The sequence below is a fragment of the Nocardiopsis sp. MT53 genome (assembly GCF_019598965.1).
Lineage (GTDB): Bacteria > Actinomycetota > Actinomycetes > Streptosporangiales > Streptosporangiaceae > Nocardiopsis > Nocardiopsis changdeensis.
Map to the genome: position 1 here is coordinate 2,368,844 of NZ_CP080599.1, position 20,492 is coordinate 2,389,335.

Sequence of the window (20,492 nt, forward strand, 5' to 3'; positions counted from 1 at the left end):
ACCGGATTTTTTTTCCGGGGGCTACTCGGCGGTGAACCTCAGGTAGTGGTGGCCCTCGGCGCCGTCGGGGATGGTCTCCACCTCGACGTGGGACTGGGTGAACCCGGTGGCGTCGGTGGCACGGACCTCCAGCGCGTGCATGCCGGGCTCGACGGAGACCTCGGTGACCCACTGGACCCAGGTGTCGATGCCGGGGACCCTGGCGAGTTCGGCGGTGGACCACTCGCCCCGGTCCAGCCGGACCTCCACCGCGTCGATGCCGGTGTGCTGGGCCCAGGCCACCCCGGCGACGGCCACGTCCCCGGCGGGGACCCGGGTGAAGTCGCCGGGGACGTCGATCCGCGACATGGTCTTGACCGGTCCGCGCTCCGCCCAGCCGCGGTCGGCCCAGTAGGCCTGTTCGTCGGAGAAGCGGGTGAGCTTCAGGTCGGTGACCCATTTGGTAGCGCTGACGTAGCCGTACAGGCCGGGGACGACGGTGCGCGCGGGGAAGCCGTGTTCGTGGGGGAGGGGAGCGCCGTTCATGCCCACGGCGAGAAGGGCGTCGCGGCCGTCCATGACGACCTCGGTGGGGGTTCCGCAGGTCCAGCCGTCGTGGGAGGTGGCCAGGATCTGGTCGGCGTCGGAGTGGACGCCGGCGCGGCGCAGCAGGTCGGCCAGGGGGTGCCCGAGCCAGCGGGCGTTGCCGACGAGGTCGCCGCCCACCTGGTTGGAGACGCAGGTCAGGGTGATGTCGGCCTCGACCAGGGGGAGGTCGAGGAGTTCGGCCATGGTGATCTCGAAGGGGCGGTCGACCATCCCGTGCACCCGCAGCCGCCACCGGGATGCGTCCAGGCGGGGGACGGTCAGGGCGGTGTCGATCCGGTAGAAGTCGTCGTTGGGCGTGAAGAAGGGGGACAGGCCGGGGATCCCGAGGTCCGTGCCGGGCGCGAGCGCCGGGAGCGGTTCGGCGGCCGCCGGCAGCCGCAGCGCCCCGGGGCCGCCGGTCCGGCCCGACAGGGACGGCAGCCACAGTCCGGCCCCGCCCGCCACCGCTCCCGCGGCGATCACCCCCGCGGACGCCACCACCGTGCGCCTCCCCGGGCCGCCCGGAGCGGTGTCCGAACCGGTGCCGGGCCCGGCGTTCCCGGGCTCCGCGTCCACGGGCGCGGCTTCGGCGGGCGCGGGGACGGCCGGGGACGCGGCGGGCAGGGTGCGGCGCAGGAGGGCCAGGGCCAGGGCGCCGGCCAGCGCGGCCACCAGGACGGGGACCGCGGCCCACGGGTCGTCGGTGCGGCGCAGCCAGGCGGCGGCCAGACCCGCCAGTGCGACCGCGCCCAGGACCGCGTATCCCGCGGCCGGTCGGCGCAGGGCGAGTCCGCCCGCGGCGCAGGCCACCGCGACCAGCACCAGCAGGACCCCCGTGACCAGCACCGCCTTGTCGGCCGCGCCGAACACCGAGATCGCCCACGCCACCAGCCCGAAGGGGCTGTGGTCCACCACCGCGTCGGCCACCACCGTCACCGGCGGCGACACCCCCAGCAGTGCGGCGGCGGGCTGTGCGGCTCCCAGCGCGGTGGCCGCCGTCGCCAGGCCGATGAGCGGCCCCGCGAAACGGGGCGGGGCAGGTGCTGACATATCAGCAAGAATCGCCCATCCCCCGCTCCGGCGCCAGGCCCGGCGGACTTTCCGCCCGTTGTGGGGCACCTCGGTCGGTTCGACTCCCGGAGTGCTGGAGGATGTTTCCCGTACGTCGTCTCCCCAACGATCGGAGTTCCCCCACATGGTGCGGAAGACGCCCCTCGCCGCGGCCGCGCTCATGGTCTCGGGCAGCCTTCTGCTCAGCGGCTGCACGGTCACCGCGGATATATCGGACTGGTGGTCCGAGACGTTCGGGGACGCGTCCGGGCCGCCCGAGGTCCGGGAGGAGTTCCCCTACGTCCGGGAGGGCCGCATCTTCCAGGACACCGGGCAGGACACCGAGATGCGCTTCTCCGTCACGGGGCTGGAGCGCACCGACGAGTACACCGTCATGTACTACGAGATCACCTATCTCGACGACTTCTCCGGCCCCAACCGGAACCTCAGCATGGCCCACACCCTCGTCGACCCCCTCACCGGGCGCGTCTACCGGCAGTTCCTCGACGAGAACGGCCTCAAGTACGGCTCCGAGAGCCCCAACCAGGACGGCCTCTACCCCGTCCACGACGGGGTCACCAACGAGTACGTCCGCTACTTCCCGCGCATCCCCGACGAGGTTCGGCAGGTCACCTTCGTCGGCAGCGGCCTGGGCGCCATGACCGGCATCCCCATCCAGGACGTCGAGGAGGAGCGCCCCGACCCGGAGAGCCCCAACGGCCCCGACCACCTCTCCCTCGACGACCCGCCGCCGAGCGGCGAGAACCTCACCTTCGCCAACCGGCGCCCCGACGGGGACGCCGTCGCCGACGAGGGCTGGGTGCAGAGCTTCGTCGACTCCGAGATCGCCTCCACCACCCGCGACGGCGACCGCGAGATCATCTCGCTGCACTCCGACGTCATGTTCGAGTTCGACCGCTCCGACCTGACCGAGGAGGCGGAGGAGGTCGTCCGCCGGGCGGCCACCTCCCTGGCCGCCAACGTCGACCCCGACGAGCCGACCATCACGATCATCGGCCACACCGACGGCATCGGCGACGACGCCTACAACGACCGCCTCTCGGTGCAGCGCGCCGAGAGCGTCCGCGACCTGCTCGCGGAGGAGATCGGCCCGGGCTTCACCCTGGAGGTGGAGGGCCGCGGCAAGAAGGAGCCCATCGCCCGCGAGGGCGGCCCGGACGACGAGCAGGCCCGCGCCCGCAACCGGCGGGTGGAGTTCTCGTACATCTTCAACGACACCACCGAGGCGACGGAGGAAGAGGAGTACGACGACGACGGCCTGAACACCGCCCAGCGCAACGTCACCTGGCCCGCCCCCTACGACGACGACCCGGGTTCGGTGGTGGCCGAGAGGGAGCAGGACGGCATCCGCCTGGAGGTCTACCCGCTGCGGCGCGACGGCGCCTACGTGATCGGCACGGTCGCCCTCACCAACACCACCGACGCGCCGCTGATCCCGGAGATGGGCGGCTCCGACGTGGTGGCCGGCGGCCCGGAGCAGTTCAGCAAGGGCACCCTGGGCGGCTTCCAGCTGTTCGAGCCGGAGAGCGGCCTGGTGCGGTACGTGGCGCAGATGGACTTCGGCGAGGGCCGCTACAGCAGCTTCGCGGAGGAGGTGCACGTCCTCCAGCCGGGCAACACCTACAACCTGGTGGCGGTGTTCCCGGCCCCGGCCACGAGCGTGGAGGAGCTGACCCTGCGCGCCGGGCCGTTCGGGGAGTTCGAGGAGGTCCCGGTCGAGTACTAGGGAGTGTTCTTTTGAACCTCCGCTGCGCTGCGGCCCGCCCGTCGAGCGGCGGAAGGTCCTCAACGGACGGCCTGCGGCCTCAGGCCGTCCTCGAGGATGTCTCCTCCGGGCCTCCAGAACCCCGCCGGGCGCCTCGCGAACCCCCGGCGGCACAGGAGAGAGTTCGAAGAACAGGCTCTAGGCGGCACCACGGGGGTCGTCGGCATCGTGCCGGCGGCCCCCGTTCCCGTGTCCGGGCCATCGCTCAGGGCGCGGGGAACGGGGACACGGGACGCCCGGTGATCACGAAGCCGTAACCATGCGTGAAAACCTCAACTGTTACTTTTTCCTCGCGATCTACAGGTAATGGCGGTCTCCGTGTGACGAAGGTGGTGTCCCGCGATGAGCGGTGGAACGGGTGCGAATCCGAACGAGGCGCGGCAGGGCGGTGAGGACGCCGAGGCGCTGGCCACGGCGATGGCCGGCCTGGCCGACGCGTTCGACCTAACGGTCGACGACGCGATCCGGGTGGCGGGCGAGGAGGACGTCGAGGCCGGGTGGCGGTCCTTCCGCGAGCGCCACCTCCAGGGGTTCGTGGACGTGCAGGGCCACGGGCTCCAGCTGGCCGACAACATCCAGGCCGGGGCGAGCGAGATCGCCCTCAACGACCTGGAGAGCTCCCAGGAGCTGTCCGGCGCCGCCCACCACGTGCCGCCCGGCCTGGGCAACGTCAACTTCTACTGACACCCCTTCCCCTTCTCCCCCGAACCCCCTTTGAGGAACCCCCGTGGCTTCTTTCGACCTCTCCCTCACCCTGCGCACCACCGACGCGATACCCGCCCTGATCCGCGCCCGGACCGCCGACTTCGAGGACCTCAACGGACGCGTCCTGGGCGACGCGGGAGACCTCCAGGCGGCCCTGGACGGCGCGGCCGGGCAGTTCACGAGCATCCTGGCCTGGGACATCAGCACCCTGTCCGCCGAGGACCGGCAGCTGTGGACGGGCGCCGCGGTGGCGCTGACCTACGCGGCGATGGTCAGCGACATGTGGGCCGACCACGTGGAGGAGTTCCGCGAGGGCCGCGAGGAGCTGCTGGAGGAGTGGAACACCGCCGTCGCCGACTGCGAGGGGCGGGTGCCGGGCGAGTACTCCGCCAGCCGCATCACCTCGACGTTCCCCGAGCGCCGGGGGTTCTGGAGCGACGAGAACACCTGCCGGGACCTGTACGAGGAACTGGTCGAGAAGCGCACGAGCGTCAGCGGCCGGTTCGACACCCTGTGGACCGCCTACCAGGAGCACGCCGAGGAGATCGGCGACATGCTGGAGGAGGGCGCCACCAAGGTCAACGTGCAGAAGCTCATCGACGGCGGGTACGCCAACTGGGCGTTCTACAACCTGGACCCGAACCGGTACACGATGCTGGTGGACGGCCGGGAGCTGACCGAGGAGAACGCTCAGGAGTGGTCCACCGAGCTGGCCGCCTACTGGTCCGGGGACAGGCCGCTGGACGACCGCTACCACGAGCTGATGCTCATGATGGCGATGATCGGCACCAACGCCAAACAGGCGCAGAACACTGGAGGCGGGTTCCGCTCCGAGGAGATCGACTTCCTGGAGGCCTTCTACACCAACCTGGAGCTGGAGACCGGCGGGCACTACATGGGCGTCCTGGCCGTCCCGGAGCTGATGGACGGCGGCCACATGAGCGGCGAGGAGCGCGAGCACGCCCTGGGGGTGCTCGGCGACGGGCTGCTCACGCTCTCCGACGAGGACCTGGGCGGCGGGTACGACCTGCTGCCGGAGAGCGTCCGCCGGGCGACCGAGGGGCCCTTCCTCTACGAGACGGGCGCCGACGAGCCGCCGTACCTTCTGGCCACCTACCAGGACGACGCGCGGGCCCTGTCGCAGCTGCTCCGGTACACCGACGACGAGCTCCAGGGCGGCGACGCGTTCTCCACCAACCTCACCCTGGGCGCGGGCGCGTACATGCACTACTGGGGCGTGGAGGGCGAGAACGGCTGGGTGGTGTCGGAGGACCTGGCCCCGCTGGTGGAGGTCGGCACCCGCAACGAGGACGCCAACCACTACGTGCTCACCGGCGAGTACCCGGACGGCCGGGAGACCATTCCGGGCCTGCCGGATTTCGCCCCGCACGAGCGGACCAACGCGGTCGAGGGCCTGCTCACCTACGACTGGCACGACGACGGCGCGACCGCGCGCGGGCTCATCGACTGGATCGCCGAGGACGCTCTGAGCGAGGACGCCGAGGTCCGCGACCGCGCGGGGACGGCCGCCGCGGGGTTCATCGAGACGGTCACCACGGCCGAGATGCAGGAGGCGCTCACCGACACCGGCATCGACGTGGGGGACAGCGAGGACGCCTCGTTCACCGAGTTCAACCCCGAACTCGCGGACGCGTTCGCGGGGGTCTTCGATTCCTACATCGTGAGCTTCGCCGAGAGCGCCATCGAGGACGGCGCGAACAACGACGAGCTGATCACCGGCGTGGGCGAGTACAACCCGGACACCGGGGCCTTCAACATCGGCATCCAGGAGCGGTCCGCCTACATGCAGTACCTCATGGGGGACGAGGACTCCGCCGCGCGCGTGATCACCTCCACCGCCGCCTACGAGTACGCGGCGACCGAGTTCTACATCGCGACCGGGGACACCGAGCTCGCCGCCCGCGGCCCGGCCACCCTCCACTCCCTCATCGAGCTGGGCATCTCCATGGAACTCGATGACAGGGTCGGGGACGACGCGTCCGCGCAGCAGCGCCGGGAGGAGCTGTACGGGTTCGCCTTCGACGAGGCCGGGGGGCTCGCGGAGAAGATCCCGGTCGTGGGGGCCCTGATCAACAAGGGGCTGGAGCTGGGGTCGGACCCCATCGTCGAGCACCTGGCGGCCTCCAACGTGGAGATCACCCCGAACGTTCCCAGCCACGGGAACGAGAGCGAGGAGGCGCGCCGGGTGAACCAGCAGGTGGAGTTCCTGGCCCACATCCTGACCTCGGGCAACGAAGCGGTGGTCCAGGGGCCGGGCGAGGAGCGGATCCGGGAGCTGGAAGAGTACGGAATCGTCACCTACACGCAGGACGGATCCATCCGGGTCGAGACCGACCGCGGCAAGTGGGATGTGACGAACGAGCCGGGAGGCGGGGCGGACGAGGCCGCCAACGCGCTGCACGCGGCCCTGAACAGCACGCAGATCGACCCGCTGAACAGGGAGCCCGCGAACGGCAACACCATGTACAACGAGTTCGCGACCCCCTACAACACCCGTTATGAGCTGGTGCAGGAGATAGGGCGCCGGGAGACCGAGGACGACGAGTGATGACACACGGGGCATGGCGGCGCGCGCCCGGGCGCCGCGCGGTGGCGGCCGCGCTCGTACTGCTGCTCACCGGCGCGTGCGCACCGGAGCGGGAGGAGCCCGGGCCGTCGGCGGAGGCGGAGGCCTCGCGCGGACCGCACGCGGAATGGGTGCAGCGGACCGTGCGGGCCTTCACGTTGGAGCGCATGTTCGTCGAGCAGGACCCGGATCCGGTCACGCCGCACGCCGGCGACAGGCCGCGGGAGGTGCTGGCGGAGGCCGGCGTCCTGGTGGAGGACGGTGAGGGGGCGAGGGTGGAGACCGACCCGGACCTGTGGTCCTCCTCCCTCGGCGAAGGGCTGAGCGGGGACGGCCCCCTGCTCCAGGAGGTGGACCAGGCCCTGGCCGACTTCCTGAGGGAGAACACGGTCACCTGGTGCGGCCCCGAGGTGTCCGGCGACACCTTCGTCGACTCCTACCCCGGCTCCGGAGGCGACTCCTTCGACACGCACGAGGAGTACGAGGCGGACATCGCCGAGTACGTCGGCTGCGGGGACGGCGGTTGACCGGACCCGCGTTCCTGCGCGCGGCCCTCGGTGCCGCGGTATCGGGACCCGGTGGGCGGTGAGGCGTTCGTGGACGCCTACACGGAGGAGTTCGAGGGCGTCTTCGACACGACCGGGGAGTACGAGGCGAGCGTCGCCGACTACGTCGACTGCGGGGACGGGCGCCCGTGAACGGGGCGGCCCCGGCGCCGTGGGGCGCCGGGGCCGCCGCGCCGGTCAGTAGGTGGGCGAGGTGAGGGCGAGGCGGGCGAGCAGGTCGCGGCCGCGTTCGGCGCTGCGTGGCTCGGACAGCACCTCGTACTGCTCGGCGACGATCTCCGTCCGCGACGCGAACGTCCGCTTCCCGCCCAGGGAGGCGTAGCCCATCGCCGCGAACGCGGTGCTGGCGCCCACGCCCGCGAGCAGCCCCGCGAGGATCGACCCGAGGAGGCCGCCCGGGGTGAACATCCCCAGCACGACACCGATGAGCAGACCGAACCACACGCCCGACAGGGCCGCCGAACCCAGCACCCGGCCCCAGGTCAGCCGGCCGGTGACCCGCTCCACCACGCGGGGCCCGGTGCCGACGATGGTGAGGTCCTCGACCGGGAAGCCGTTGGCGGCCAGGTGGTCGACGGCGCGCTGCGCCTCGGTGTAGGCGGTGTAGGACCCGATCGACCACCCCGTGGGCGGGGTGGGCAGGGTCCGAGGGTCAGGGGAGAACATGTGCACCTCCGGGTGCGGGTTCCATGGTCGCCGGACCGCCCCCGCAGGGGTCCGGCGGTCGGGTGGCCCGGGGCCCGCAGGACGGGCGGACCCCGGGTCGGGGGGCCGGGAGTCCCGGTGCAGCGGGACACCCGGGGCGGTCAGCGCCGCGTGGCGGCGCGACGGTCCGGGGCCGGGGAAGAACGGGCGGCGGGCGGTGCCATGGCCTGTGCCTCCTCCCTGCGTGCGCGGCGGCCTGCGAGGTCTGTACCTGGATCAACGGCCTTGCGTCGGTGGGTGTTCCCTAAGTTGAGCTTCTCTAACTCAACTCTAAAGAAGGTGCGGGGCGTGCGGCCGGATCAGGGGCGCGGTGTGCGCGGGCGGCCCACGGACTCCTGGGCGGAGACGGCGGAGAGCACGGCGTCGGCGGTCTCCCCGGCGGTGCGGGAGCCGTCGACGGGCAGTTCGGCGAGGTGGAGCCGCTCGACCTCGGCTCGCACGAGCTCCTGGAAGCGCAGGGTGCGGGCCAGGAACACGTCGATGAGGTGCCGCTCCGGTGCGGAGGCGGCGGCGTGGCCGGAGCCCGTGTACATGCGCTCGCGCAGGAGGGCGTCCGGGGCGGTGAGCCACACGGCGCCCGTGCGCGGGGCGGTCAGGCCCGCCACGCGGGTCGGCCACAGCGCCGACCCCTCCAGCACCAGGCCGGGGCCCTCGCCGGCGGCGTGCTCGGCGACGATCTCCTCGACGCGCGGCCACTGGCGCTCGTAGTGGGCGAGAACGGAGTCGATCAGCTCGTCCAGGGGCAGGGTGCCGTAGTGCTCGGCGACGTGCGGCGGCACCTCCCGGTCGGGCGTCCGCCAGGGGCGGCCCGGGTGCCGGGCCAGGTGGTCGGTGGTGGCGTGGGAGAAGCCGAGCCGCTCCGCGAGCGCCCGCGCGGTGGTGGACTTGCCGGTGTGGGACGTGCCGCCGATGAGGATCACCCGGATGCCGCTCATGCCTCCGACCCTAGCCGCGCGGGACCCGCGGACGGGGCGAGAGGGCGGAGAAGGGGCCGGGGGCGCCGCGGCACGGGAACGGCGCCCCCGGGGCGCTTCAGTGGTCGGCCAGGTCGAGCCGGGCCAGCCGGTCGGGGTCGGACAGGATGTCGATCGCGGCGATCCTGCCCCCGGAGACGGTGAAGCTCATGACGGAGAACGGTCGGCCGTCGACGGTGTTGACCAGGCCGGCCAGGCCGTTGACGAGCGCCGGACGGGTGTCGGTGCCGGTGGCCATGCGCTGGAAGGTGGAGAGCCGCCCGGCCACGGCCTCGACGCCGCGGACGACCTTCAGGCCGTTCGTGAGCGCGCCGCCGTCGGCGCGCAGCACCACGTCGGGGTCCAGGACGGACACCAGTGCCTCGAAGTCGCCGCCGCGCGCGGCGGCCAGGAAGGCGTCCACCACCTTCCGCTGCTCGACCGGGTCCGGGTCCGGGCTCGGGGCCGCGCCGCGGACCCGCTGACGGGCCCGGCTGGCGAGTTTCTTGGCCGTGGCGGGGGTGCGGTCGACGATGGGCCCGATCTGCTCGAACGGCAGGCCGAACATGTCGTGCAGCACGAAGGCCAGGCGTTCGGCCGGGGAGAGCGACTCCAGCACCACCAGCAGCGCCAGCCCCACCGAGTCGGCCAGCAGCACCTGCTGCTCCGGATCGGTGCGCTCCTCCCGGCCGACCACCGGATCCGGCAGGCGCTCCTCCAGTGACTCCTCGCGCCGCGCCTTGCGGGCGCGCAGCACGTCCAGGCAGACCCGGCCGACCACGGTGGTCAGCCAGCCGCCGAGGTTGTCGATGTCGTCGGAGTCCGAGCGCGCCAGGCGCAGCCATGCCTCCTGGACCGCGTCCTCGGCCTCGGCCAGTGAGCCGAGCATGCGGTAGGCGACCGCCCTCAGGTGGGGGCGGTGGCCCTCGAACCGTTCGGCCAGGAAGTCATGGGATGTCATGCCGGGGGGCCTCTCTTCTTCAGCGGATTCAGTACTGATGACGCGCGGGACCCGCGAAAGGTGACCACCGACGGGTCGGTCACCTTCGCCCCGTTCGGCCCGTCAAGGCGGCGACCGACACGAGGGAAGGGTTGCCGAGGATGAACAGGATCCGGGTCCACGGAACGGTGGAGGACGGCTTCGAACCGGTGGAGGAGGTGTTCGCAGAGGTCGTGGCCGAGCAGGACGGCCTGGCGGGCTCGCAGCTCACCGCCTACGCGCACGGCCGGCGGGTGGTGGACCTGTGGGCCGGGGACGGGGTGGACGGCGACACGATGACCGGTGTCTACTCCTCGACCAAGGGTGCCGCGACGCTGGTGGTGGCACTGCTGGTGCAGGAGGGCGTCCTCGGCCTGGACGAGCCGGTGGCCCGGCACTGGCCGGAGTTCGCCGCCGCCGGCAAGGACACGGTCACGCTGCGGGACGTCCTGTCCCACCGCTCCGGCGTCATCGGCGTCGACGGCGGCCTGTCGGCGGCCGAGCTGGCCGACGACGCGGTGATCGCGCGCCGCCTGGCCGGGCAGCGGCCGTACTGGCGTCCCGGGGCGGCCTACGGCTACGGGGGCTTCGTCTCGTTCGCCATGGTGGGCGAGGTGATCCGGCGGGTGACCGGCCGGTCGCTGCAACGGATCTACGAGGAGCGCATCCGGGAACCGTACGGACTGGACCTCTACCTGGGGCTGCCCGAGTCCGAGGAGGAGCGGTTCCGGCCGATCCTGTGGTGGGAGGCCGACCCGGAGCGGGAGGCCGCCTTCTGGGCGGGCGTCCCGGGCCCCCGGAGCCTCGTCGGCATCGGCTACGGGCTCGACGGCACGCCCCCGCTGGACCAGGTGGGCTTCGCCAACACGCGTGGCGTCCGCGCGAACGGCCCGGCCTCGGCCGGGGGAGTGGGCAGTGCGCGCGGCCTGGCCGGCCTGTACGCGGCGGCCGTCTGGGGCATCGACGGGCGGCCCCCGCTGCTGGAGCCGGACACCGTCGGCGAGTTCGCCCAGCTGCACTCCGTCGGCGCGGACCTGGTCCGCGGCGATCAGGGGAACTACGCGCTCGGCTTCCAGGCCAAGGGGCTGCGGTACCCGTTCCTGAGCGCGAACGCCTTCGGCCATGACGGCTCGGCCGGCTCGGAGGCCTTCGCCGATCCGGTCGGCGGCATCGCCTTCGGCTATACCCGGCACCGTTTCGGCTTCGGCTGGTCCTATCCCGAACACGACCGACTCGCCGCCGCGGTGCACGCCGCCGTCGCCTCCCGGGGAGAACGCGCATGAGCGACCACACCCCCGCCCGTCCGGACAGAAACGGCCTCGCACTGCTCGTGATGGCGGCCGCGCAGCTGCTGATGGTGATGGACGGCACCATCGTGACCGTCGGCCTGCCCGTCATCGGGGCCGACCTCCGGATCCCCGAGGGCGAGCTGGACCGGGTCCTCACCTCCTATGCCCTGGCCTTCGGCGGCCTGCTGCTGGTCGGGGGCCGCGCCGGCGACCTGTGGGGCCGACGCAGGCTGTTCCGTGTCGGTCTGGTCGTCTTCCTGCTCGCCTCCCTGCTGGGCGGTGCGGCCGGTAGCGGTGCCGTGCTGATCACCGCACGCGTGCTGCAGGGCGTCGGCGCGGCCATCGTCGCCCCGGCGGCGCTGTCCCTGCTCGCCGAGACCTTCCCCGCCGGGCCCCGGCGCAACAGGGCACTCGGCGTGTACGGAGCCATGGGCGGCCTCGGCTCCGTCGTCGGCCTGCTCCTGGGAGGCGCGCTCACCGAGTACCTGGGGTGGCGGTGGATCATGTTCGTCAACATCCCCATAGCCCTGCTGGTCCTGGTCGGCACCGTCGTCCTGGTGCCCGGAACCCGCCGCCCCGGCGGCCTGGACCTGCCCGGCGCCGTCACCGCGACCCTGGCCCTCGGCTCGCTGGTCTACGCGATCAACCGCGCCGGATCCCATGGGGTGGGCGACGGGACCGCCCTGGTCTTCGGCGCGTGCGCCGTCGCGCTGTTCTCGGTGTTCCCGTTCATCCAGCGCGGCGCGCGCAACCCGATCCTGCCGCCGGGTGTAGCGGCCGACCGCGGCAGACTCGGCGCCAACCTGGTCATGCTGCTCATGGGCGCGGGACAGCTGGCCACCTTCTACTTCCTCACCCTGTACATGCAGACGGTCCAGCAGTTCTCGCCCATGACCACCGGCCTGGCCTACCTGCCGTTCGCGATCGGTGTCGGTATCGGCTCCGGGGTCGTCGGACCTGCATTGCAGGCCCGCGCCTCCACCCGGACCGTGCTGGTGGTCGGCACGGCGACGGCCGCCACGGCGATGGCGTGGTTTGGCCTCCTGGCACCCGACCAGAACCCGCTGCTGGTGCTGTTGCCCGCGCAGCTGGTGGGGGGAATCGGCCTGGGGACCGGGTTCGTCGCCGCCACCATCGGCGGCGTCAGGGGCATCGCATCACAGGACTCGGGCATCGCCTCCGGCCTCGTCAACACCAGTCAGCAGATCGGCGGCGCCCTGGGTTTGGCCGTGCTGGCCGGCGTCGCCGTCGCCACCACTGCGGCCCAGCCGCCGGGGACGGGCCTGGACGAGGCGCTCACCAGCGGATACACCGTCGGCATGCTCGGCGCGGGCGCCTTCTACGCGGTCGCCCTCCTCACCGCCGTCCTGCTGCTGCGACCACGCTCCGCGGAGCGGGACACCGAACCCCTCGAAAGAACCGCCGGATGAGGACGCCTCCACCGGTCACCTTCGATCCGCACGATCCGTCATAGAGGCAGAACACCGAACGGAAGGAAACACCACCATGACCGCCACCGAGCAGCAGAACCGCCAGTCGCGCCTCCCCGACCCCGTCGCGCTCGTCCCCGAGCTCAAGGACATCGCCGGCGCCCTGTTCAAGGCGACCGGGAACGGCACGGTTCCGCGGACCACCATCGGCCTGGTCCAGCTGCGCGCCGGGCAGATCGCCGGCAGCACCTACCTGACGAGCCTGCACACCGGCAACCTCCGCCGGGCGGAGGCGACCGAGGAGCAGATCACCGCCGTGGCCTCCTGGCGGGACGCGCCCTACTTCTCCGACGCCGAACGGGTCGCGCTGGAGCTGGTCGAATCCGTCCTGACCCCGAACGCGTCGGGCGAGCGCGTCCCCGACGAGCTGTACGCCAGGGCTTCGCAGCACTACGACGACAAGGCGCTCGCCACGCTGATCATGGCGATCGGCCAGGTCTGCTTCTTCCTGCCGCTGGCCCTCATCGGCAAGCCCCTGCCCGGGGTGTCCCCGGCGGAGCAGTGGAGGGCGTAGCGGCCCGGACCCCATGAGGTCGGCGAAGCCCGTCCCGGGGTGACGCCGACCGAGGAAAGCCCCCGTGCTCCGACCGGAGCACGGGGGCTTCGCGTTGGGCGGGGGCGGGCGCGGGGCGGGCATGGGGAGGCCGCCCGTCCCCGCGGCGACCGGCTTCGGTCGGCGGTGGCGGGCTGGGGGCGGGGTCTCCTGGTGGGTCGGAAGATATCCACAGGCTGTGGACGAATTTCCGGTACCGGTCCGTGGCCGGGGCGGAACGCGTGGCCGGGGCGTCGATGCGGCGCGAAGCGTCCGAGGTCGGTGGGTATCGGTCGGCTCATGCCCGGGATGCGGTTTTCGGGGGACAAGCAAGAGAAATCGGCCGACCGGTGGGTACCGGTCGGCCGTTGAGCGGGGTCGAAGCCTAGGAGGCCCGATTCTTCACGCCGTGGAGGAACGCGGTCCAGGCATCGGGGTTGTAGTCGAGGTGGCCCAGGGGGCGGTTCTGGGTGTCACGGACAAGGACGAGAGGCCCCTCGGCGACCTCGACGCAACTGCCTTCTCCACTGCTGTGGCTGCTCTTGTGCCACTTCTCCACGGCGATCCTCTCGCTCGGGCTCAGGCGTGGAGCTTCACGCCCTGGAGGAAGGATGCCCACGCTTCGGCGGAGTAGTCGAGGTGTCCGAGAGGACGGTTCTGGGTGTCCCGGACGAGGACGCTCTGTCCCTCCGCCACCTCAACGCAGCTGCCCTGCCCCGAGCTGTAGCTGCTCTTGTGCCACAGCGGCCGACCGGACTCGTGCCTGCTCTTCAATGCTTTCCCTGACCTTCCTGACGAATTCGACGCTGGCGCCCATGGACAGTGCCTCGGCTTGCAGGAGCCCAAAGATGGTCATGCACTTCTGCACGGTCTCTTGATCGTCGATGAGCACCTCACCGCTCGCGTACTCGGCGGAGGCCAGCGGCGGATTGTCGGGAAAGGTGTAGATCCGGAACGGGCCTGCGGTCCCGGGGTGATAGTGGGACCGCGGGGGTGTGACCTGGAAGCGGATCCTGCCTTCCTCGGCAAGCTGGAGGACCCAGTCCAACTGGGTGATTTGAGTACGTTCGTCCCCCATGATGAGGTCTAGGACGAACGCCTCTACCACGATAGACACTAGCGGAGGGTGGTCCCTCATAAGTATCTCTTGCCTCTTTTTCCTCGCCAGCACCATCTCTTCCACTACTGAGGTGCTGGCCCACGGCAGGGAGTCGCGAATCGTGGTGCGGGCGTACTCGGGCGTCTGGATCAGTCCGGGAAAGATCTGAGACTGGTACTCGCGGAGCTCGGTTGATTTCTGCTCCAGCTTCGGGACCTTTTTGTACCAGGGTGGGATGGTTTCGGTCTCCTGGCTCCTCTCCCACGCGCGGACCAGTTGGCCGTTGGCCTGGAGGGCCTGGTCGAGGAGGGTCACCTGGTCCTCGCTCATGCCCCGCTTGCCGTTCTCCCAGGCGGATACGTGAGCGGCGACCACGCTGGCGTAGGGCGCCAGCTCCGCCTGGGTCAGCTTGGCCTTGCGGCGGAGGGCCTTGAGTTCCTTGCCCACCCTGGCCCATTCGGGCTTGCGGCGATCCGACATTCGTCACCTGCTCAAAGGAGGGGGAAACCGGGGATAACCACGATGCAACGCCCTCTCAACCGCCCGCAACCGATTCACCGAAATGTTGTCCCTGTGGTTGATTCGCTGGCCTTTCCCCGAACCGCTGGCCCAAGGTGTTGTCACGAAGGCGCACGGTGACCGAAAGGGTCTTTGTACCCTTCTCGGTTCTTCTGGGTGGTTCTCGGCGTCGTCGGACAACGGTGCGGAAGGCGGATGAGCGCAGAATGGGATCGGTGACCCGCATGGAACCCCGTCGAGAGCGGAACACGGCCTCCAGCGACGACATCGAAGAGGTGGTGCCGCGACCGCCCTGTACCGCGCCGCCGGGCAGGATTCCGCTCCAGCGCCGGACCGCCGACCCGCGCGACCGGGTCGCGATCCTCGTGGACGTCGAGAGCGGGGAACTGGGGCACTCCATCACGGTCCCGGGCGTCGCCGAGCAGACGGGGGTGCTGCGGCGGCAGCTCTCCGCGCTCGCGCTGCTACCCGAGGCGCAGACCGACGTCCTTCAGGGCCTGGTCAGCGAGCTGTTCACCAACGCCGTCCGGCACACGCGCAGCGGGCTCCCCGGGGGCCGGGTCGTGGTGACCCTGCACCGGCTCCGGGGGCGGGTGCAGGTCAGGGTGACCGACCAGGGGCCGCGCGGCGGCGGTGTCGGGACCCCGCACGTGCGCGAACAGGACCTGGACCGGGAGGGCGGGTTCGGGCTGAGGCTCGTCGCCATGCAGGCGGACAGGTGGGGGACCCTGTCCGAGGGCGGGCGGACCACGGTCTGGTTCGAGCTGGATCGCGGGTGAGCCCGGCCATGTCCTGGAACCGCGCCGACGACGGTGAACAGTACGAGGCGGCCCGGCGGCTCAACGCCGAGGCGGGCCGGATGTGGACGGTGATGTGGGCCCCGGCCCTGCGCGCGTACGTGGCGTTCTACCAGGGGGCGGCCGTGGTCCGCTGGCAGAGCGCACCCACGGCGGAGGGACTGGTGGAACGGCTGCGCGAAGCCGAACGGCTTCTCGGCGCGGACACGGGGAGGGCGTGGGCGCCGGCTCCCCGGCGTGACGGGGACGGCGCCCGGACCACCGGCGCGCACCGCCGCCCTTCGACCGCACCGCTCCCGCCGCAGGCTGAGACGCCGACACAGCGCCCCGTGCCCACACCGGTCCCCGCCCCGCTCCCGCCCACGGCGGAGGCACCCGTGGCGGAGGCGCACGCGATGTGGGCGCCCGCGACGGAGCCGGTGCCGCCGATGACCTCCCCCGGCCGCCCCTCCCCGGCAGGGGACACCGGAGCCGACGGCCGTACCGCTTCGGCGGGGGCGGCCGGGGCCGATGTCCATCCGCCTCGGGCAGGCGCCACCGCCATCGATGGCCGGACCGCCGTCGGCACGCGTGCCGCGGGGCGCCTTCCCCGTGCCCTCGGCGCACCCGACGGCACCGGGTCCCTCCCCGCGCACGTCGTGCCCGAGGCGGAGCGGACGGACCCGGGCGCGTTCGCGCGCGGCGGCGTCCGCACCGGGGACGTTCCCGTGCGCACCGGCTCCAGGGGCCTCCGGCACGCCCGGCTCGGCGGCGCCGACGACCGCGCCGCCGTGACCGCGCGGTTGCGCGGCCCGCGCACCGGGACCCGCGCGGTGGTGATCCCTGGAGAGGGACCGCCTCCGCAGGTGTGGGGACCCCTCGGGGCCGGGGGACACGCGCGCGGGGGTTCGGCACCGTGAGAACCGAGCCCGCGACCGTGCACGAGGCGCTGCTCATGCTCCAGGACCGGAAGGACACGACCCGTGGCGCGCACCGGGAGGCCGCGACGCGGACGACCGGCTGGGAGTGGCCGATCCCGCAGCCGACCCTGGAGGAGGTCATCGCCTCCCTGGAGATGGTGTACGACCTGGCGGAGGGCACCGCGGAGGACGCCGAGGCGATCCTTCGCCTGGTGCACACCCTGCGCGGCCTGCACACGGGCCCCGCACACCGTTCCGTCCTCGACCACCTCCACTCCGCCCATCGCTGACCCCGGCCAGGCACCGGCCCCGCGTCCCGCCCCGGGCCCCGGCGGGACGCGGGGTCCGGTTCAGGACACGGGTGGTCGGGTGGCCGACCAGCGGCGGAGTTCGTCGGCCAGGGCGACCGGGGCGTCCAGCTGGATCAGGTGCCCGGCCTCCGGGACGAGGGACAGCGTGCTGCCCGGGATCGCCTCCCGCAGCCGGTGGGCGCGGTCGACCGGGATCCAGGTGTCCTCCGTCCCCCACACGATGTGCACGGGGAACGGCAGCTCCGCCAGGTGCGGTTCGACCTCCTCCGTGAACCGCTCGTCGGCCTGGGCGATCTGGCGGTAGAACGCCTCCTTGCCCTCCTCGCCCAGCCACGGGCCGACCAGCGCGTCGAGGTCCTCGGGCCGCAGCCCCCGGTGTGACGCCCCGGCGATGTAGGCGCGCAGGGCCCCCTCGTGCACCGCGTCCGGCAGGCGGGCGAACACCGACGCGTTCTCCCGCACCAGCCGGAAGAACGGCGACCCCCACGGTCGCAGCGCCACCACGTCCACCAGGCACAGCGCCAGGTACGCGGCATCGTGCAGCAGCGCCGCGCGCAGCGAGACGGCGCCGCCGTAGTCGTGGGCGATGACGCGCGGGCGCTCCAGCCCCCAGTGGTCCAGGAGCGCCGCGAACGCCTCGCCCTGCACCCCCAGGTCGACCGGGTTCCCCGGGTCCTTGGAGGAGGCGCCGTAACCCGGCATGTCCCACAGGTACACGGTGAAGTCGCGGGCCAGCGCGTCGGCGAACGGCGACCAGAGCCGCGAGGACCACGGTGTGCCGTGGCACATGACCAGGGGCGGTCCCGCACCCCGGAGCCCCCAGGCGATCCGGTGCCCGCGCCACTCGAACATCTTTTTCACGTCCATGGTTCCAGGGTGCCGGAGATCGGGGCCGGAGGAGGGTCGTCCACAGGGTGGATTCCGGAGCGGCCGGCACGGAGCGCGTGGACCGGAAAACGTGTGGACACCGGCCCGGGGCCGGGGGATAGGTTCTGTTCCGTGTCCTCTCCCGAAGCGTCCAGACACGTGCCGCCGGTCCGCCGGTAGGCACGTGACGCCGCCGACGCCCTCAGCCGTCGGCCGAGATCCCAGGCCCCCGCAGCGGGGTCTGCCTCCCATGCGCTCGTGAACACCGGCGGTGCCGCGTGCCCGCCTTCCCTTCACACGACGCTCTCGGGAGACACCCGTGCCATTCCTGCTGTACATGCTCGCCCTCGCGGTCTTCGCGCAGGGCACGTCGGAGTTCATGCTCGCCGGGCTGCTGCCCGCCGTCTCCGCCGACCTGGACGTTTCCATTCCGCAGGCGGGGCTGCTGACCTCGTCCTTCGCCGTCGGCATGGTGGTCGGCGCGCCCGTGATGGCCGCGCTGGGCCGCCGGTGGTCACCGCGGTGGACCCTGACCGGCTTCCTCGGCCTGTTCGCCGCCGGCCACGGCGTGGGCGCCCTCACCGACGACTTCTCCGTCCTGCTCGCCACCCGGGTGGTCGCGGCCCTGGCCAACGCCGGGTTCCTGGCGGTCGCCCTGGCCGTGGTCGCCGCCGTGGTGCCCGCGGGCCTGCGGGCCCGCGGGCTGGCGGTGGTGCTCGGCGGCACCACGCTGGCGCTGGTCGCGGGGGCCCCGCTGGGGGCGGTCCTGGGGGCCGGGTTCGGCTGGCGGTCGACGCTGTGGGCGGTGGCCGCGGTCTCGCTGCCCGCGCTCGTCGCGGTGGCCGTCGCCACCCCGAACCGGGCCGGCGGCACCCGGCCGGACGCGGACCGGGATGACCTGCCCGGCGCCGGTGCCCCCGGCCCGGGCGCCGAGCTCGCGGTCCTCGGCCGCGCCCGCCTCCAGGTCGTCCTGCTGCTCGCCGTGCTCGTCAACGGTGCGACGTTCTGCGTGTTCACCTACCTCGCCCCGCTGGTGACGGACGCGGCGGGGCTGTCGCCGGGCGCGGTCCCGGTGGTGCTGGCGCTCTTCGGGGCCGGGGCGTTCGCCGGGGTGCGGGCGGCGGGGGCCTTCGCCGACCGGCACTGGCGGACGCTGCTCCTCTGGGGCGGATGCGGGCTGCCGGCGTGCTGGGGCCTCCTCGCCGCCACCGCTGCGCACGCCGCCGCCGTGGTGGCGCTGGTCCCCCTCGCGGGCGCGCTGTCGTTCGCGGTGGGCGGCACCCTCATCGCCCGTATCATGGCGAACGCCGCGGAGGCGCCCACCATGGGCGGTTCGTTCGCGACGGCGGCCCTCAACCTGGGCGCCGTCGCCGGGCCCGTGCTGGGCGGGATCGCCTACGCCGCGGCCGGGGCGCACGGCCCGGTGCTGGTGGCGGTGGCCCTGGTGCTCGCCGCCCTCGCCGCGGGCGGCGTCCAGGCCCTGGCCGCCGCTCGGACGGCCGCCCGGACGGCGGGTGCGCCGGCGCCCGACGACGTCCGCGACTGAGTCCGCGGACGGCCGACGCGAGCGGCCGCCTCCCCGCCCGCCACGGGCGGGGAGGCGGCCCCGGCACGGCCCGGGAAATGTCGGGGGCGGACGGTACAGTGCGGGGAACGCCCGCCGCCGAGTCCGTCGAGGGAGCCGTCCATGGCCGGGACCGTCCTGCGCACACGCGCGCTGAACCGGGCCACACTCGACCGGCAGCTCCTCCTCTCCCGCACCGGCCTGCCCGTGGCGGACGTGGTCACCCACCTGGTCGGCCTCCAGGCCCAGACCACCCACACCTGGTACCTGGGGCTGGAGAACCGCATCGAGGGCCTGGACCCCCACCGGGTCGGCCGCATGCTCACCGACGGCGAACTGGTCCGCGTCACCCTCATGCGCGGCACCCTCCACCTCGTCACCCCGCGGGACTGCCGCTTCCTGCGCCCCACCGTGCAGCCCGCCATCGACCGCGGGTTCTCGGGCAGCCGCCACGGCCAGGCCACCCGCGGCATGGACCTCGACGCCGTCGCCCGCGCCGGGTACGACCTCCTGCTCGCCCGCCCCATGACCCCGAACGACCTGGCCGGACACCTCTCCGAGCGGTGGCCCCGGGTGGGCGGCGAGCACCTCGCCCAAGCGGTCAAGGACCGGCTCCCCCTCGTGCAGATCCCCCCGCGCGGGGTGTGGGGCGCCACCGGGGCGCCCGCGTTCGCGCCCGCCGACACCTGGACCGGGCTGGCCATGGACGCCGACCCCGACCCGGAGGGCCTGGTGCTGCGCTACCTGGCGGCGTTCGGCCCGGCGAGCGTCAAGGACATGCAGGCGTGGTCCTCGCTCACCCGGTTCAAGCCGGTCTTCGACGGCCTGCGGGACCGCCTCGTCGAACTGCGGGCCGAGGACGGCACCGTCCTGTTCGACCTCCCCGACGCGCCCCGGCCCGACGAGGACACCGAGGCCCCGGTCCGCTTCCTCTACGACTTCGACAACGTCCTGCGCGGCCACGCCGACCGCAGCCGCGTGCTGCCGCACGAGCACCGGGCGCGCCTGGTCTCCCGCAACGGCATGCCCCCGGGGACGGTCCTGGTGGACGGGTTCGTCCGCGCCTCCTGGAAGGTGGTGCGCGCCCGGGGGGCCGAGCCCCACCTGGAGGTCTCCCTGTTCGAGCCGATCACCGCCGCGGACCGCGAGGCGGTCGCCGCCGAGGGCGAGCGCACCCTGGCGTTCCTGGAACCCGGGGGACACGGGATCCGGTTCGTCGAACCCTGA

At 72.8% G+C, this 20,492-nt stretch carries 20 protein-coding genes; 12 read left to right on the forward strand and 8 right to left on the reverse strand.

Features of this window, described 5'->3' with window-relative positions:
• Window positions 1–21: 21 nt before the first annotated feature.
• A complete protein-coding gene (locus K1J57_RS10480; protein ID WP_220564236.1) occupies window positions 22–1,617 on the reverse strand; it encodes a molybdopterin-dependent oxidoreductase in 1,596 nt (531 codons plus the stop codon).
• 145 nt (window positions 1,618–1,762) lie between these two features.
• Here K1J57_RS10480 and K1J57_RS10485 point away from each other — a divergent pair, with 145 nt between their 5' ends.
• From K1J57_RS10485 to K1J57_RS10500, 4 genes are all read left to right on the forward strand, one after another.
• A complete protein-coding gene (locus K1J57_RS10485; protein ID WP_220564237.1) occupies window positions 1,763–3,364 on the forward strand; it encodes an OmpA family protein in 1,602 nt (533 codons plus the stop codon).
• A gap of 381 nt (window positions 3,365–3,745) precedes the next feature.
• Window positions 3,746–4,087, forward strand: coding sequence for a hypothetical protein (locus tag K1J57_RS10490; protein ID WP_220564238.1), 342 nt, complete (start codon window positions 3,746–3,748; stop codon window positions 4,085–4,087).
• Between the two features lie 43 nt (window positions 4,088–4,130).
• Window positions 4,131–6,677 carry a hypothetical protein gene (locus K1J57_RS10495; protein ID WP_220564239.1) on the forward strand — a complete coding sequence of 849 codons (2,547 nt, stop codon included), beginning with the start codon at window positions 4,131–4,133 and terminating at the stop codon, window positions 6,675–6,677.
• Window positions 6,677–7,222, forward strand: coding sequence for a hypothetical protein (locus tag K1J57_RS10500; protein ID WP_220564240.1), 546 nt, complete (start codon window positions 6,677–6,679; stop codon window positions 7,220–7,222). Before K1J57_RS10495 ends, K1J57_RS10500 begins: the two co-directional genes overlap by 1 nt.
• Before the next feature lie 216 nt (window positions 7,223–7,438).
• On the opposite strand, the gene K1J57_RS10505 is transcribed toward K1J57_RS10500, so the two are convergent.
• From K1J57_RS10505 to sigJ, 3 genes are all read right to left on the reverse strand, one after another.
• Entirely contained in the window at window positions 7,439–7,927 is a 489-nt protein-coding gene (locus K1J57_RS10505) for a general stress protein (RefSeq protein ID WP_220564241.1), read from the reverse strand.
• Between the two features lie 338 nt (window positions 7,928–8,265).
• Window positions 8,266–8,901, reverse strand: coding sequence for an AAA family ATPase (locus tag K1J57_RS10510; protein ID WP_220564242.1), 636 nt, complete (start codon window positions 8,899–8,901; stop codon window positions 8,266–8,268).
• 97 nt (window positions 8,902–8,998) lie between these two features.
• Window positions 8,999–9,880, reverse strand: coding sequence for an RNA polymerase sigma factor SigJ (sigJ, locus tag K1J57_RS10515; RefSeq protein WP_220564243.1), 882 nt, complete (start codon window positions 9,878–9,880; stop codon window positions 8,999–9,001).
• Between the two features lie 140 nt (window positions 9,881–10,020).
• Between sigJ and K1J57_RS10520 the strand changes: the two genes are divergently transcribed.
• The 3 genes from K1J57_RS10520 to K1J57_RS10530 all read left to right on the forward strand — a co-directional run bounded on the left by K1J57_RS10520 (window position 10,021) and on the right by K1J57_RS10530 (window position 13,191).
• Window positions 10,021–11,181 carry a serine hydrolase domain-containing protein gene (locus tag K1J57_RS10520; RefSeq protein WP_220564244.1) on the forward strand — a complete coding sequence of 387 codons (1,161 nt, stop codon included), beginning with the start codon at window positions 10,021–10,023 and terminating at the stop codon, window positions 11,179–11,181.
• Window positions 11,178–12,617, forward strand: a complete 1,440-nt coding sequence (locus tag K1J57_RS10525) for an MFS transporter (protein WP_220564245.1) — start codon at window positions 11,178–11,180, stop codon at window positions 12,615–12,617. The genes K1J57_RS10520 and K1J57_RS10525 overlap by 4 nt, the downstream gene beginning before the upstream one ends.
• Window positions 12,618–12,693: 76 nt before the next feature.
• Entirely contained in the window at window positions 12,694–13,191 is a 498-nt protein-coding gene (locus K1J57_RS10530; RefSeq protein WP_220564246.1) for a carboxymuconolactone decarboxylase family protein, read from the forward strand.
• Window positions 13,192–13,594: 403 nt separating this feature from the next.
• On the opposite strand, the gene K1J57_RS10535 is transcribed toward K1J57_RS10530, so the two are convergent.
• Genes K1J57_RS10535 through K1J57_RS10545 form a run of 3 tightly spaced genes read right to left on the reverse strand, consistent with a single transcriptional unit; the run spans window position 13,595 to window position 14,755 of the window.
• Window positions 13,595–13,828 carry a DUF397 domain-containing protein gene (locus tag K1J57_RS10535; RefSeq protein WP_338151200.1) on the reverse strand — a complete coding sequence of 78 codons (234 nt, stop codon included), beginning with the start codon at window positions 13,826–13,828 and terminating at the stop codon, window positions 13,595–13,597.
• Window positions 13,789–13,905: a DUF397 domain-containing protein gene (locus K1J57_RS33440; protein ID WP_255646951.1), complete on the reverse strand. Its 117-nt coding sequence runs from the start codon at window positions 13,903–13,905 to the stop codon at window positions 13,789–13,791. The genes K1J57_RS10535 and K1J57_RS33440 overlap by 40 nt, the downstream gene beginning before the upstream one ends.
• Before the next feature lies 1 nt (window position 13,906).
• The gene (locus K1J57_RS10545) at window positions 13,907–14,755 is read right to left on the reverse strand and encodes a helix-turn-helix transcriptional regulator (RefSeq protein WP_220564252.1); all 849 of its coding nucleotides are present in this window, start codon (window positions 14,753–14,755) and stop codon (window positions 13,907–13,909) included.
• A gap of 296 nt (window positions 14,756–15,051) precedes the next feature.
• On the opposite strand from K1J57_RS10545, the gene K1J57_RS10550 reads away from it, so the two are divergent.
• The 3 genes from K1J57_RS10550 to K1J57_RS10560 are packed head-to-tail and all read left to right on the forward strand — an operon-like array spanning window position 15,052 to window position 16,813.
• Window positions 15,052–15,606 (forward strand): ATP-binding protein, encoded by a 555-nt coding sequence (locus K1J57_RS10550; RefSeq protein ID WP_220564253.1) that lies wholly within the window; start codon window positions 15,052–15,054, stop codon window positions 15,604–15,606.
• A gap of 8 nt (window positions 15,607–15,614) precedes the next feature.
• Window positions 15,615–16,523 (forward strand): hypothetical protein, encoded by a 909-nt coding sequence (locus tag K1J57_RS10555; RefSeq protein ID WP_220564255.1) that lies wholly within the window; start codon window positions 15,615–15,617, stop codon window positions 16,521–16,523.
• Window positions 16,520–16,813 carry a hypothetical protein gene (locus K1J57_RS10560; RefSeq protein ID WP_220564257.1) on the forward strand — a complete coding sequence of 98 codons (294 nt, stop codon included), beginning with the start codon at window positions 16,520–16,522 and terminating at the stop codon, window positions 16,811–16,813. Before K1J57_RS10555 ends, K1J57_RS10560 begins: the two co-directional genes overlap by 4 nt.
• A gap of 60 nt (window positions 16,814–16,873) precedes the next feature.
• Here K1J57_RS10560 and K1J57_RS10565 read toward each other — a convergent pair whose 3' ends face one another.
• Window positions 16,874–17,701: an alpha/beta fold hydrolase gene (locus K1J57_RS10565; protein ID WP_220564258.1), complete on the reverse strand. Its 828-nt coding sequence runs from the start codon at window positions 17,699–17,701 to the stop codon at window positions 16,874–16,876.
• A 319-nt stretch (window positions 17,702–18,020) separates the two neighbouring features.
• On the opposite strand from K1J57_RS10565, the gene K1J57_RS10570 reads away from it, so the two are divergent.
• The gene (locus K1J57_RS10570) at window positions 18,021–19,247 is read left to right on the forward strand and encodes a Cmx/CmrA family chloramphenicol efflux MFS transporter (protein WP_255646952.1); all 1,227 of its coding nucleotides are present in this window, start codon (window positions 18,021–18,023) and stop codon (window positions 19,245–19,247) included.
• 141 nt (window positions 19,248–19,388) lie between these two features.
• Window positions 19,389–20,492: a winged helix DNA-binding domain-containing protein gene (locus tag K1J57_RS10575; protein ID WP_220564260.1), complete on the forward strand. Its 1,104-nt coding sequence runs from the start codon at window positions 19,389–19,391 to the stop codon at window positions 20,490–20,492.